Origin of the sequence: Sorangium sp. So ce836, from assembly GCF_028553905.1 — a bacterium.
Taxonomy (GTDB): Bacteria; Myxococcota_A; Polyangia; order Polyangiales; family Polyangiaceae; genus Sorangium; species Sorangium cellulosum_D.
In genome coordinates, this window is sequence record NZ_CP102233.1 from 4032896 (window position 1) to 4047689 (window position 14794).

General features: G+C 72.4%; 8 protein-coding genes. 3 read left to right on the forward strand and 5 right to left on the reverse strand.

Annotated features, from left to right (window positions below; all coding sequences use genetic code 11):
* Nucleotides 1–10: 10 nt before the first annotated feature.
* The 5 genes from NQZ70_RS14905 to NQZ70_RS14925 form a co-directional block, all read right to left on the reverse strand.
* On the reverse strand, nt 11–2014 hold the full coding sequence (locus NQZ70_RS14905; protein ID WP_129574803.1) for a carbamoyltransferase C-terminal domain-containing protein: 2004 nt from the start codon (nt 2012–2014) through the stop codon (nt 11–13).
* Nucleotides 2008–3270: an acyl-CoA dehydrogenase family protein gene (locus NQZ70_RS14910; RefSeq protein ID WP_129574804.1), complete on the reverse strand. Its 1263-nt coding sequence runs from the start codon at nt 3268–3270 to the stop codon at nt 2008–2010. The genes NQZ70_RS14905 and NQZ70_RS14910 overlap by 7 nt, the downstream gene beginning before the upstream one ends.
* A gap of 84 nt (nt 3271–3354) precedes the next feature.
* Entirely contained in the window at nt 3355–5328 is a 1974-nt protein-coding gene (locus NQZ70_RS14915) for a carbamoyltransferase C-terminal domain-containing protein (protein ID WP_165373968.1), read from the reverse strand.
* 128 nt (nt 5329–5456) lie between these two features.
* Nucleotides 5457–6518: a sigma 54-interacting transcriptional regulator gene (locus NQZ70_RS14920; RefSeq protein ID WP_129574806.1), complete on the reverse strand. Its 1062-nt coding sequence runs from the start codon at nt 6516–6518 to the stop codon at nt 5457–5459.
* Between the two features lie 278 nt (nt 6519–6796).
* Nucleotides 6797–8341: an ATP-dependent DNA helicase RecQ gene (locus NQZ70_RS14925; protein WP_237245314.1), complete on the reverse strand. Its 1545-nt coding sequence runs from the start codon at nt 8339–8341 to the stop codon at nt 6797–6799.
* A 450-nt stretch (nt 8342–8791) separates the two neighbouring features.
* On the opposite strand from NQZ70_RS14925, the gene treY reads away from it, so the two are divergent.
* From treY to tsaA, 3 genes are all read left to right on the forward strand, one after another.
* A complete protein-coding gene (gene treY / locus NQZ70_RS14930; protein ID WP_129574807.1) occupies nt 8792–11998 on the forward strand; it encodes a malto-oligosyltrehalose synthase in 3207 nt (1068 codons plus the stop codon).
* A 1-nt stretch (nt 11999) separates the two neighbouring features.
* Entirely contained in the window at nt 12000–13829 is a 1830-nt protein-coding gene (gene treZ / locus NQZ70_RS14935; RefSeq protein ID WP_129574808.1) for a malto-oligosyltrehalose trehalohydrolase, read from the forward strand.
* Between the two features lie 133 nt (nt 13830–13962).
* The gene (gene tsaA, locus NQZ70_RS14940; RefSeq protein ID WP_129574809.1) at nt 13963–14763 is read left to right on the forward strand and encodes a tRNA (N6-threonylcarbamoyladenosine(37)-N6)-methyltransferase TrmO; all 801 of its coding nucleotides are present in this window, start codon (nt 13963–13965) and stop codon (nt 14761–14763) included.
* The last annotated feature ends 31 nt before the right edge of the window (nt 14764–14794 follow it).

Sequence of the window (14794 nt, forward strand, 5' to 3'; positions counted from 1 at the left end):
CACTCACGAACTAGGCCTCTCGCGGGCGGAGCGACACGAGCCGCTGCGACCAGAGCCCCTCGAGCTCCAGGACCGCCTTCTGCATGCGCGCGGGCTCGCCGGCGCCGGCCTCCGCGAGCAGCTCGCCGATCGAGCGCGCGCCGTCCGCGCGCATCAGCGCCTCGCCCACGTCGGGCGACACGCTCACCCGCGCGCCGGCGTCGTACGTGTTGCGCAGCTCGAAGACCGAGGCCGCGCGATCCATCGCGACGAACCTGCGGATCTGGTCCACGCGGACGTGCCTCGGGATCTCGAGCGCGAGCGTCGCGAGGTCCTCCCACGTCCACGGCCGCTTCTCGACGAAGTAGTCGCCGATCGCGAGGTAATGGAGCCCGGTCGTCAAGAAGCTCGTCACCACGTCGTGCGCGGAGTCGACGATCGGCTCCACGTTGTTGTTGAACGAGGTGTTGAGCAGCACCGGCACGCCGGTCCGGTCCTTGAACGCCTTGAGGAGGGCGTAAAACCGCGGGTTCGACCGCTGCGACACCGTCTGGACGCGGGCCGTGCCGTCCACGTGCGTCGTCGCCCCGAGGACGCTCCGCTTGTCCTCCCGGACCTTGAGCACGAAGATCATGAAGGGGAACTCGCCATCTCCGGGCGGGAGCTCGAAGAACTCGCGCGCGTCCTCCGCGAGCACGGCGGGCGCGAACGGGCGGTAGGCCTCGCGCTTCTTGACCATCGCGTTCACGAGGTCCTTGTTCGCGGCCGGCCTCGGGTCGGCCAGGATGCTGCGGTGTCCGAGCGCCCGGGGCCCGAACTCGGACCCGCCCTGCGCCCAGCCCACGGCGGCCCCGGCCGCGATGACGTCGGCGACGCGCCCCGGCAGGTCCGCGACGCGCTCGCTCCGGACGAAGCGGGACCACCCGGCGAGCTCGCGCCCGATCTCCGCCTCTCCGCCGACGTCGCTGCCCCAGAACACGTGCTCGAGCCGCCGCCGCGACGTGAGGGCGCCCGCGGCGAGGTTCGTGTACAGCGCGGCCCCGAGCGCGCAGCCCGCGTCGTGCGCCGCCGGCTGCACGAAGACGCGCTCGAACAGGCCCGAATACAGGATCTTCCCGTTCATCGTGCAGTTGTGCGCGACGCCGCCGGCCAGGCAGAGACGCGTCTTGCCCGTCGCCTCGCGCTGGTGGCGGAGCACGTGCAGCGCGATCGCCTCCAGCGCCTCCTGGAGCGACGCCGCGACGTCGCGGTGCTGCTGCGTGAACGGGCCGCCCTTGCGGCGCACCTCGATCACCTGCGCGAGCGCGCCCACGCGGTCGCGGTACACCTCGTAATCGCCGCCCGGCAAGAGCGTGTAGAGCGCGCTCATCTGCGCGCGGTACCGCGCGGGATCGCCGTACGGCGCGAGGCCCATCACCTTGTACTCGTCGAACACGCCGTAACCGAGGAGGTTGATGACCGCGACGTAGAAGTTCCCGAGCGACTTCGACTCCGGCATCGTCGACAGCACGTCGATCCGGTCGCCCGAGCCCACGGCCACGAGCCCGGACAGGAAGTCTCCCGATCCGTCGATCGCCACGATCAGGCTGTCGTCGAAGCCCGACAGGAGGTAGGTGCTCGCCGCGTGCGCCTGGTGGTGCGGGACGAAGACGATCTTGTCCCGGTCGATCGGGCGCCCGAACCCCTGGCCCAGCTTCGCCGCGAGCAGCGTGCGCGCGTCGATGCGCGGCAGCGCGCCGCCGGTCAGGAGGCGCACCCGCCCGAGGAGCGCGTTGCAGTACTCCTCGCTCGCGTAGAACGCGATCCGGTCCACCCGGTCGATGTCGACGCCGCGCCGGGCGAGGCAGAAGCGGATCGCCTCGATCGGGAACTTGTTGGAGTGCTTGATGCGGTTGAGCCGCTCCTCCTCGATCCCCGCGACGATCTCTCCGCCCTCCACGAGCACGGCCGCGCCGTCGTGCGTGAAGCTCTGCGGGATGTCGTACATCTCCTCGTGGGCGAAGCTCAGCCCGCCAGAGAGCCCCAGCGTCAGCATGTTTCCTCCTTGCCGCTCGCGCTCATCGCGCCATCGAGCCACGGCGACGACGCCGCGCCGTCGAACTCGCCCTCTCCGAGCGCGCGCCGCCCGTGGGCGCGCTCGGTGACGGCGTTCACCTCCGGTCCGAGCGGGCCGAAGACGACCTCCTTGCTCAGCCGCTCGAGGACGCTGTCGCCGGCGTACGCGCGCGCGCCGACGATGCCGCGCGCCGCCGCGACGATCTCCTCGGCGCACCTCGTCCCGACGTACTTCGCCGCCCCGGCGAGCTCGTAGAGCCGCGGGAGCCGCTCGGCGCGGTCCCGCGCGCCGCGGATCGCGCCCATCGCCTCGCCCGCCTCGCGGACCGCCGCGCACGCGGCGCGGTAGCGGATCACGAGGCGCCCGACGTCGACGACCATGCCGTCCAGCTCGGCGAGCGGCCCGCCCTCCCGGGCGCGGACTGTCCGGAGGAACCGGCGCGACTCCTCGATCGCCCGGGCCGCGGCGCCGAGGTACAGCGATGGAATCAGCGCCTGGTGCCAGACCATCTCGAACAGGAGGAGCTGAATCACCTCCGGCGCCTGGCCGCCGAGCAGGAAGTCCTCCTCTGGCACGAAGAGGTCGTGGAAGACGATCCGGCGCGTATCGGAGTCGATCATCGCGTCCGGGAACAGGTAAGGGCCGATCTCCACCGCCGCGTTGCCGCGCGGCCGCGTCATCAGGACCGCGGGGAAGCCCTCCTCGAGCGCGGTCGTGAAGATGAGAAGATCCCCCTCGGTCGCGAGCGACGTGTACGACGCGGCGCCGCTCACCACGTATCCGCCGGCGACCTTCCGGGCCCGCGTCCCCACCGCGCCCACGCGGTCTCCGTGCACCCGCGAGTTCGTGTTGGCGACGAGCCGGCGCTTCTCGACGATCTCGGCGAGCAGCGCGCGCCGCCGCGCGTCGAGCCGCTCGTCGTCGCCGATGGGGAAGGTGGCTATCGCGGAGCTCACGTAAAAGTGGTTCTCCACCGCGAGCGCGACCGCCGGGGAGACGCCCCCGAGCCGGTGCAGCACGTGCGCGCACGCGCGGAACAGGCCCGGGGCGTCCCCCTCGTAGACGAGCCCCAAGAACGGCAGATCCGTCGACCGGAACACCCGGTAGAAGGCCGGCAGATCCCGCTCGGCGAGCGCCTTCTTCAGCGCCTCCTCCGCGAGCTCCGTTTGCCGCTCGAGGTCGATCCGCGGGCGCGCCCTGCGCCCGGCGCCCATGGTCATGTCATCCGAGCTCACCGCTCTTCTCCTTGCATCCGTCGTGTTTCAACTCCGCGATCCCGGCCCGGCGCGCGCGCCTCACGCGTGCGCTTCATGTGCGCCTCACGCGCGCTCGGCCGGCGCGAGCTGGATGAGCCGCTCTGTCCAGAGGGCCCAGAGCTCGCGCATGACCTCGGCCCCCGCGCCGCCGTGCAGCGCCGCGACGGGCCGGCTCCCGTCGGCCTTCGCCAGCACGTCGTACGCAGCTCCGGAGATCTTGCGGCGGAGCCCGCGATCGTAGCTCGTCCGCAGCTCCCACGCGTCCCCCGGGCGCGCGCCGTCGTGCCACCCGTGCGTGCGGACCACCTGGGTCGAGCGCGGGAGCGCCACGGCCATGCGGAGCCTGTCCTCGACCGACGCGCTCTTCTTGCGGACGAGCACGTCGTCCACGAAGGCGGCCTCCAGGCCGCTCGTGAGGAGCAGCGCGACAACGTCGTCGACCGTCTCGGCCGGCGGCTCCGCCCCATCGTCGAGCGACGTCACGAGCAGCGCGCCGACCCCGGAGCGCTCCTTGAACGCGCCGAGCAGCGCGAACAGCCGGGGATCCGCCTCCTCGGGCACCACCTGCGCGCGGACCGTGCCGTCCGCGTGCAGCGCCGCGGCGAGCGCCGCCTTGCGCTCGCGCCGGACGCGGAGGGCGAAGCTCTTCCAGCGCAGCTGCTCGGCCGGGCACGGCAGCATCAGGCACTCGGCCGCGTCCTCGGCGAGCATCGCGACCGAGATCGGCCGGTGCGGCGCGCGCCGCTTCATCTCGTTCAGCGCGGCCCGCCGCCGCTCGTCCCGCGGATCCGCGGCGATCACGCGGCGCCCGAGCGCCATGAGCCCCATCTCCGAGCGGCCGTTCGCCCACCCGACGGCGGCGCCGCCCTCGATGAGCGCGGCGGCCTCGCGGGCCGGCGCGGCGCTGCGCTCCGCCGTCACGAAGGCGCCCCAGCGGCGCAGCGCGGGGAGCACCGCGTCGGCGGTGCCGAGGTCCGTCCCCCAGGCCACGTGATCGAGCGCGGCGCCGCGCGGCGCCGCGTCGGCCGCGTAGAGCGCGGCCCCGAGGGCGCAGCCGGCGTCGTGCGCGGCGGGCTGGACGAACACCTCGTCGAACAGGCCGCTCGCGAGGACCCGGGAGTTGACGGCGCAGATCTGCGCGCCCCCTCCGGCCAGGCACAGCCGCCGGACGCCGCTCGCGGTGCGGTGGTGGCGCAGCACGTGGAGCACGATCTCGGAGATCGCCTCTTCGAGCGCGGCGATCACGTCCTTGTGCGCCTGCTCGACCGGCTCGCCGCGCAGCCTGCCCGGCGCCTTCGAGACCACGGCCGCGAGGTGCTGGAACGCGAGGTCGTAGTCGCCGTCCGGCAGGAGCCTGTACACCTCGCGCATCGCGGCGCGGTGCACGGCCGGGTCGCCGTGCGGGGCGAGCTCCATCGCCTCGGCCTCCTCGAAGGGGCTGTACCCGAGCGCTCGGATCGTGCGGTGGCACAGCTCGCCGAGCGACTTCTGCGGCGGGAAGGCCGCGAGCTCCGTGAGGCACGATCGGGCGCCGCGGGTCGATGTCCCGGTGAAGACCCCGCCCTCGTTGTCGATGACGTAGACGAGCGACCGCTCGAAGCCCGACATCGCCGCCGCGCTCACCGCGTGCGTCAGCCTGTGCGGCACGAAGACGATCCGCTCCGGATCGATCGCGCACTTCATCTCTCGCTGGATGGCCGCCTGGAGCAGGCCGCGCGCGTCGGGGACGCCGGCGAGCTCGGGGAACGCCGCGCGCAGGCGCCCGACGAGGAAATTGGCCGTCTCCTCGCTCGAGTAATACGCGATCCGGTCCACGTCCTGGAGGGAGACGCCCCGCTGCCGCAGGCAGGCCCGCAGCGCGTCGAACGGGAACTTGTTCGTCCGGCGGACGCGGTTCAGCCGCTCTTCCTCGATCGCGGCCACCACCTGCCCGTCCTCGACCAGCACGGCCGCCGCGTCGTACGTGAAGTATTGCGGCGCGTCGTAACGGCAGTCGTAGACGGGATCCAAGCCTCCGGCGAGGCCCAGAGTCAGCATGCGCTCCTCCATCCTTCGGTTGGGACGTTCGCCGTCCTGTTCGTCGTTTTCGTCCCTACGGCAAAGGCTGTACCAGCGAGCCGTGCGGGCATTCCGGCGGGTGGCATCGAGCGAGCGCGATCGTTTTGTTAGAACTCTTTAAGAAGACGCAGAAACGTGGAGCGATAGGGGGCGAGCGAAGCGCGGATCTTCGCCGAGGTGCGCTCGAGGCTCTCGGCGCTCTGGAGGTCCTTCGGCTTGATGCCGAGCTTTGCCAGGCGGCTGTAAACGTACGGTAACGAGCGGTTCATCCTGCGCGACAGCTCGCGCGCGCTCCCCGTCTCCCGCGCGCACTTCAAGAACAGGAGATCGTCGAGCTTCTCGATCTCTTGCGGTTGAATCTGCGGGGCCGCGGCGGCATCGTCTGCGAGCTCGCTCTGCTGGGCCAGGAGGTCGAGCGCGCACGCGGCCCGCCAGTTCTCCTCGACGCTCCGCTCCGGGTCTCGCACGAGGAAGTACCGCTCGACGGCGTTGCGGAGCTCGCGGACATTGCCCCTGTAAACACCGCTGCTCGCGAGCTCGCCCAGGGCGCTCACCTCGCGCGCGGAGGCGGTCGTGCGGTAGCGCTCGCTCAGCTCCACGGCGAGCACCCGCGTGAGGCCGCGCAAGTCGTCCCTGCTCGGCGGCGGCACGACGATCGTGAACACGCTGAGCCGGAAGAACAGGTCGGACCGGAACGTCGTGTCGAGCCCGGCGGCGAGATCGCGGTTCGTGGCGGCGAGGATGCGGACGTCCACGCTCTTCTCCTCGCAGCCGCCCACGGGCCAGAACGAGCCGTCCGCGAGGAAGCGGAGGAGCTTCGCCTGCGCCTCCGTCGGCAGCTCGCCGATCTCGTCGAGGAACAGGCTGCCCCCGGAGGCGAGCTCCACGACGCCGCGCTTGGAGGCCGTCGCCCCCGTGTAGGCGCCGCGCACGTGGCCGAACAGCTCGCTCTCGAAGAGCGTCTGCGTCAGCGCTGCGCAGTTGACCGTGATGAGCCGGTGCTTCGAGCGCCTGCTGTGATGGTGGATGTCGCGCGCGAGGATGTCCTTCCCCGCTCCGGTCGGCCCGACGATGAGGACCGAGCAGTCCGCGGACGCGGCCTGTTTCGCGTACTGAAGGGCCCTGCGCCGTGCGTCTGAGTGCGCGACGAATCGCCAAGAGCTGGTCATCAATGCATCTCCTGATTCTGTAGTACGAGCGCTGTCTGTATGGCGCCGCCCGCACGGGCGGCGCCATATGCGAACATATCGCAGCTCGCCTAGCGCCTTCGGCCTCTCACCGGGCGAGGGGGCGCGGCCGGGCACCGAACCAGGAAACTTCTCGACACGGAAGTCGCGGGCGCCGGCGCCGGGGCGCCGAGCGGCCCGTCACCGCATCTGCGAGGAGGGGAGAGCGGAGGCGAGGGCCCGCGCGCGGCGCCGCGAGGAGCGCCGCGGCGGCGGAGGGCTCAGGGCGTCGCGGAGGCCGTCAGGCGGTCGACCACGGCGCGGTTCGAGTCGGCCGTGTGCCGGCAGTTGTCGCAGCGGCCGCAGTCGGGCGCGCCCTCTCCGGCCGCGGCCTCGCCGGGCTCCTCGAAATACGTCTTCAGGGCCGCCATCCGGCACGCCGGGCTCTCGGCGTAGCGCATCACCGCCTCGAGCCGCTCGCGGTCGCCCGCGCGCCGCTCCTCATAGGCCTTGAGGAACGCGTCGAGCTCCGCCTCGTCGGCGAAGTCGCGCAGCCGGCGCACGCCGCGGCTCCGGTCGACGATGCCGGCGGCCTCGAGCAGCGCCACCACGACCTTCACCTTGCGCTCCGGCAGGTCGGCGACCTCCGCCAGCGCCTTCACCGGCACCCCCGCCCGCCTCTTGCCCTCGGCCCGCTGCGCCTCGAGGCGACCGAGGGTCTCGTAGACTCGGTAGCTCTCGTCGGAGCGCGGGTACTTGCCCCCGAGGAAGAACGCCTGGATTCGCCGGTCCTCCACGCGGTACAGCAGGACGCCGCGGGCCGGGCGGCCGTCGCGCCCGGCGCGCCCGGCCTCCTGATAATAGCTCTCCAGCGAGTCGGGGAAGTGGTAGTGGACGACGTAGCGGATATCGGGCTTGTCGATGCCGAGGCCGAACGCCTTCGTGGCGACGATGAGGCGGTACTCGTCGCTCATGAACCGCTGCTGGGCCTCCTCCCGCTCCCTCGGGCGCATCTGCCCGTGATAGCGGCCCACCGAGATCCCTTGATCCGCGAGCCACCGGTGGAGATCGTTCGCGGTCCGGACCGTCGCCGTGTACGCGATCCCGACGCCGCGCTCCTCCTCGAGGACGCGCAGGAGCCGCTCGCGCTTCTTCTCCTCGTTCGGCGTGCGGATCACCTCGAGCGACAGCTGCGGGCGGTCGATGCCGGTGTTCACGACCGCCGCGGCGCGCATGTCGAGCTGCTCCACGATGTCGCTCGCCACCTCGGGCGTCGCCGTCGCCGTGAGGGCCAGCACCGGCGGCCGCCCGAGCGCGGCGATCGCGTCGCGGAGCCCGAGGTACGCAGGCCGGAAGTCGTGGCCCCACTGCGAGACGCAGTGCGCCTCGTCGACCACGAAGAGCGACACGCCCGAGCGCCGGAGCAGGTCGATGTACTCCGGGTTCTCGAGCCGCTCCGGCGTCACGTAGACGAGCGGGAGGTCGCCGCTCTGGATCCCCTGGGCGGCCTCCCGCTCCTCGGCCGTGGTCAGCGTGGAGTTGAGCTTTGCAGCAGGGATATCCACCTGCGCCAGCTTCTCCTGCTGATCCTGCATCAGCGAGATGAGCGGCGAGACGACCACGGCCGGGCGCGGCAGGAGGAGCGCCGGCAGCTGATAGCAGAGCGATTTGCCCGCCCCCGTCGGCAGCAGCCCCAGGGCGTCTCGCCCGGCGAGCACCGCCTCGATGAGCTCACGCTGGCCCGGCCGGAAGGTCTTCACGCCGAACCGCTCGCGCGCCATGTGCCGGATCTCCTGCCAGCTCGGCGCGCCACGCTGTTGTCCCATTCGCGCGAGCATGGCGCGCTCGCGCAGGGCGCGCCATGCTCGCGCGCCCTCGATTGCCGCTCGGCGCGGCGCTGCGGTGGCCGGTGAGGGCGTCCATTGAGGCAAAACGTCACTGAGACGAAAAGCCACACATCGGCCGGAGCGCTCCGCGCCGGCACACCGGAGTGAAGACCTGTCATGACGCAGAGGAGCGGACGCGAATCGAGATCGAGGACGGCCCGGCGCGGGCGCCGCCGCCCGGGTGCCGCGACGGCGCGCCAGGGAATGGTGCTTTGGGCTCAGCGCAGGTCCGGGCGGCTACGGGCGCGCCTCTGCTGCGATTCCCTATGAGCCTCAGGTTATTCCTTCATCGGCCGATCCGGCGCCGCGGGATCGCGCGGCGACCGTGGCAGATCGCTGCCTGCACGAAGCCTTGTTCGAAGTAGATTCTGCGCCGGAGGCACACGACGAATGACGGAAGCGTCGGACGAACAGAAGATGAGCAGCCAAGCAGACGGCGCCGCACGAGAGGCGGCGCGGCTCGTCGAGGCGGCGTGCGACGGCGTGGCGCCGCGGCTGCCGCGCGCCACGTACCGCGTGCAGCTCAACAAGGACTTCACCTTCGAGCAGGCGCGGCGCGTGGTCGCCTACCTCGACGCGCTCGGCGTCAGCGATCTCTACTCGTCGCCCTTCTTCAAGGCGCGCCCGGAGAGCCTGCACGGCTACGACCTCGTCGATCACAACGCGCTGAACCCCGCGATCGGCGGCCGCGACGACCTCGACCGGCTCACGGGCGAGCTCGCGGCGCACGGCATGGGCCTCGTGCTCGACTTCGTGCCCAACCACATGGGCGTCGGCACGTCCGACAACGCCTGGTGGAACGACGTCCTCGAGAACGGCCCGAGCTCGCTCTACGCGCCGTTCTTCGACATCGACTGGGCGCCGCTCAAGACGGAGCTCAAGCAGAAGGTGCTGCTCCCCGTGCTGGGCGACCACTACGGGCCCTTGCTCGAGCGCGGCGAGCTCAAGATCGAGTTCGAGAACGGCGCGTGCGTCCTCCGGTACTTCGATCACGTCTTCCCGGTGAACCCGCGGACGTACGGGATGGTCATCGGGCCGCTCGTGCCCAACCTGGCCGCCGCGCTCGGCGAGGAGCACGACGCGCTCCTCGAGCTGCAGAGCATCCTGACCGGGCTCCGCAACCTGCCGCCGCGGACGGAGACGCAGCGGGCCAAGGTGATCGAGCGGCGGCGCGAGAAGCAGGTCCTCAAGCGGCGGCTCGCGACGCTCGTCGCGGACTCGCCCGAGGTCGCGGCGGCGGTGGCGGAGGGCGTCGAGCGCATCAACGGCAAGGCGGGCGATCCGCGGAGCTTCGACGCGCTCGAGGCGCTGCTCGAGGAGCAGGCCTACCGGCTGAGCTTCTGGCGCACCGCCGCCGAGGAGATCAATTACCGCCGGTTCTTCGACATCAACGAGCTCGCGGCGATCAGGATGGAGCACCGGCCGGTCTTCACCGAGGCGCACCGGCTCGTCTTCGAGCTCTGCGAGCGCGGCCAGGTCACGGGCCTGCGCATCGATCACCCCGACGGCCTCTGGGACCCCATCGGCTACTTCGAGGACCTGCAGCGGGGCTACCTGGTCGAGCGCTGCCGCCGCCGCTTCCTCGCCGAGGCCGCGGGCGAGCCGGAGCCGCGCAGCCTCGACGAAGGGCGCCGGAGGCCGCCGGCCGCCGCCCGCTTCGCCAAGCTGGAGCCGGCGATCCGCGCGGCCATCGAGGAGCGCGTGGGCGTCGCGGCGGCGCACGGCGCGCGCGGCCCGTCGATCGAGCGGCCGATGTACGTCGTCGTCGAGAAGATCCTCGCCCGCGGCGAGACGCTGCCCGAGGCGTGGCCCATCCACGGGACGAGCGGCTACGACTTCACGGCGGCGGTGGGCGAGCTCTTCGTCGACTCCTCGAGCGAGGCGTCGATGACCGCGATCTACGAGCGGTTCATCGGCGATCAGCTGGAGTTCGACACGCTCGTCTACGAGAAGAAGAAGGTGATCCTGCGGACGGCGCTGGCGAGCGAGCTCAACGTGCTCACGCACGCGCTGAACCGGCTCACCGAGCGCGACCGCCGCTTCCGCGACTTCACCCTGGGCTCGCTCAACGACGCCCTTCGCGAGGTGATCGCGTGCTTCCCGGTCTACCGCACGTACGTGAACGAGCGGACGCCGACGATCTCCGATCACGACCGGGTCGCGATCGGCCGCGCGGTCGCCCTCGCGCGCCGGCGCAACCCGACGATGGAGGCGACGATCTTCACGTTCCTCCGCTCGGTCCTGATGCTCGACCCGGATCTGTCCCGCGACGGGGACCGGCGCCCCTTCTGCGAGTTCGTGATGAAGTTCCAGCAGCTCACCGGCCCGGTGATGGCCAAGGGGCTCGAGGACACGTCGTTCTACATCTACAACCGGCTCGTGTCGCTCAACGAGGTCGGCGGCGAGCCCGAGCGCTACGGCGCGAGCGTGCTCGCGTTCCACCGCGCCAACGTGCAGCGGCAGAAGACGTGGCCCTATTCGATGCTCGCGACGTCGACGCACGACACGAAGCGGAGCGAGGACGTGCGCGCGCGGATCAGCGTGCTCTCGGAGATCCCGTCGGCGTGGGAGGAGACGCTCCACCGCGCGGCCGCCGCCGCGGCGCCGCTCAAGGCCGAGATCGAGGGCCGCCTCGCGCCGGACAGCAACGAGGAGTACCTCTTCTACCAGACGCTCCTCGGGAGCCTGCCGATCGAGCCGCTGCTCGGCGCCTCCAGCGGCCCGCGGGCGCCCGAGGGCGACGCGCTCTCGGCCTACACGGATCGCCTCGTGGACTACATGCGCAAGGCCACGAAGGAGGCGAAGGTCAACACGTCCTGGATCGACGCGCAGCCCGAGTACGACGCCGCCGTCGAGGCGTTCGTGCGCAAGGCGATCGCGTCCGCGGACGTCCTGGGCGCGCTCCTGCCGCTCGCGCGCGTGGTCGCCTACCACGGCATGTGGGGCTCGCTCTCGCAGACGCTCCTGAAGCTCACGGCGCCGGGCGTGCCGGACATCTACCAGGGCAACGAGGTGTGGGACTTCAGCCTGGTCGACCCCGACAACCGCCGCGCGGTCGACTACGCGTCGCGCGAGGAGGCGCTCGCGGAGATCCGCGCGCGGTGGAACGGCGGCGACCTCGCGCTCGCGCGCGAGCTCTGCGCCGCGGCGCGCGACGGCCGCATCAAGCTCTTCGTCACGCACGTGGCGCTCGAGCTGCGCCGGCGGCACCCGGCGCTCTTCGGCGCCGACGGGGCCTACGCCCCGCGCGCCGTGATCGGCGAGCGCGAGACGCACGTCGTCGCCTTCGCGCGTCGCGACCCGAAGGACGGGCGCTCGGCCGTCGTGATCGCGCCCCGGTTCAGCGCGCGGCTGCTCGGCGGCGCCTGCGCCCCGCCGACGGGGAAGGCGTGGGCGGGGACCTTCGTCGACGTGGAGCCCGGCCTCTACACGGATCTCTTCACCGGCGCCGAGATCGAGGCGTCGCCTTCCGCTTCCTTGCCGCGCGATGCCGTCGCGACGTCCGAGCCCAAGGACGGCGCGGTGCTCCCGCTCGACCGCGTGCTCTCCGATTTTCCCGTCGCCCTGCTCGTGCGGGCGACCCAGCGAGGTCAGTGACATGAAGGCGATTCGCACGATGGGCGCATGGCTCGAGGGCGGCGCGGTCCGCTTCCGGGTCTGGGCGCCCGACCACGATCGGATCGAGATCGTCACCTACGCCGAGGACGGCGAGGAGATCACGGGCGCGCTGCCCGCGACCCCCGCCGGCGGCGGCTACTTCGAGGCGACGGCGCCGGGCCTCGGGGCGGGCGCGCTCTACAAGGTGCGGATCGACGGGGAGGGGCCGTTCCCGGACCCCTACTCGCGCGCGCAGCCGTTCGGCGTGCACGGCCCGTCGGCGGTCGACGACCCCTCGTTCGCGTGGACCGACGCGGGGTGGAAGGGCGTCGCGCTCGAGGAGCTCGTCCTCTACGAGGTGCACGTCGGCACGGCGACGCCGGAGGGCACGTTCGACGCGCTCATCGGGCGGCTCGCCGACCTGCGGGAGCTCGGGATCACCGCCATCGAGCTCATGCCTGTCGCGAGCTTCCCGGGCGAGCGCGGGTGGGGGTACGACGGGGTCGATCTCTTCGCCCCGGCCGCGGCCTACGGCGGCCCGGAGGGCCTCCGCCGCCTGGTCGACGCGGCCCACGCGGCCGGGCTCGGGGTGATCCTCGACTGCGTCTACAACCACTTCGGCCCCGACGGGAACTACCTCCGCGCCTACGCGAAGCGCTACTTCACCCATCGCCACATGACGCCCTGGGGCGACGCGGTGAACTACGACGGCGAGGGCGCCGAGCAGGTGCGCGCGCTCGCCATCGCGAACGCCGAGATGTGGATCCGCGACTTCCACATCGACGGCCTCCGCCTCGACGCGACGCACGCGATCCTCGACGACACCGAGCCCCACATCCTCCGGGAGATCGCCGAGCGCGCGCGGGCGGCCGGCGAGGGGCGGCGCGTCGTGGTGATCGCCGAGGACAGCATGAACGACGCGCGCCTCGTGACGCCCGTCGAGCAGGGCGGTTACGGCCTCGACGGCGTGTGGGCCGACGACTTCCACCACGAGCTCCGCGTGCTCTTCGCCGGGGATCGCGACGGTTACTTCGAGGATCACCGGGGCACGGCCGAGGACATCGCCGCGACGATCCGCAAGGGGTGGCTCTACGAGGGGCAGGTCTCGAAGCACTCGGGCAAGCCGCGCGGGACGCCCGCCGAGCCGGTGCCGCCGCCGCGGTTCGTGCACTGCATCCAGAACCACGATCAGATCGGCAACCGCGCGCTCGGCGACCGGCTCGGGGACAAGGTGAGCCCGGCGGCCTTCCGGACGATGTCGGCGCTGCTCCTGCTCACGCCGTACACGCCGCTCCTGTTCATGGGCCAGGAGTGGAACGCGCGGACGCCGTTCCAGTACTTCACCGATCACCACGACGAGCTCGGCCGGCTCGTCACCGAGGGCCGCCGGCGCGAGTTCCAGTACTTCACGTCGTTCGGCGGCGCGGAGGTGCCGGATCCGCAGGATCCGCGGACGTTCCAGCGCTCGAAGCTCGACTGGAGCGAGCGGCAGCGGCCGGAGCACGCCGGCGTGCTCGCCTGGTACCGCGAGCTCCTCGGCCTGCGCGCGTCGCACCCCGCGCTGCGGAGCCGCGCGCGCGACGCGTTCTCGGCCGAGGCGCTCTCCCCGGACGCGGTCCGGATCGAGCGCCGCGGCGGCGAGACCGCGGTGGTCGCGCTCGTCGCGCTCCGCGGCGCGCTCGCCCTGGACCTCGGCCGCCCGGAGGCGCGGGTGCTCGCGTTCAGCGAGGAGCCGCGGTTCGGCGGCGCGGCGCAGCGGTCGCCGATCGAGCGCGGCCGGGCGGCGTTCGAGGGCCCGGCGGCCCTGATCGTCGAGGTGCCGCTCCGGTGACGCCGGCGGCGGCGATCGGGCCGCCGGCGCCGAGCGCGTCGAGCACGCCGGTCGCGCCGAGCGCCCCGATCACGTCGAGCCCACCGACGGCGCCGATCGCATCCACCCCGTCGATCCCCTAGGCTCCGGCGCGATGCTGAAGCCCGTCACGTTCACGCCCATCGGCGTGGTGCGCACCCCGTTCCCCGACCGCGTGAGCGCGCCGCGGCAGCCGCACGCCGCGGCCGGGGCGGAGGGCACGATCGAGCTCGTGCCCGGCCGCGGCCTGGAGCACGCGCTCTGCGACATCGAGGGGTGGGACTACCTCTGGGTGGTCTTCTGGTTCCACCTCAACGAGGGCTGGCGCCCGAAGGTCCTGCCGCCGCGGAGCGCCGGCAAGCGGCGCGGCGTGCTGTCGACGCGCTCGCCGCACCGCCCGAACCCGATCGGCCTCAGCGTGGTCAAGCTCCTCGGGGTGGACGGCCTCACCTTGCGCGTGAGCGGCGTGGACATGATCGACGGCACCCCGGTGCTCGATCTGAAGCCGTACGTGCCCTACGCCGACGCCTACCCGCACGCGCGCACCGGCTGGGTCGCGCCGCTCGCGCCGGGCGAGGCGCCGGCGGATCCGGAGCCGGGCTTCGAGGTGGTCTGGGGCGAGCGCGCGGCCGAGCAGGCCGCCTGGCTCGACGCGACGCACGGGGTCGCGCTGCGCGAGCGGGTGGACCGCGCGCTCGCGCTCGGCCCGCAGCCGCACCCTTACCGGAGGATCCGCGCCGACGGGGACGCGATGCGGCTCGCCGTGACCTCGTGGCGGGTGCGGTTCAGGGCCGAGGGGCGGCGGATCGAGGTGCTGTCCGTGGCGACCGGCTACCGCGAAAAGGAGCTCTGGAGCGGAGACGCGCCCGAGCTCGAGGCGCACCGGCAGTTCGTGGAGCGGTTCGGACGCGGCTAGTTCCGTGCGTCAGAAATCCCGCCACGGATCT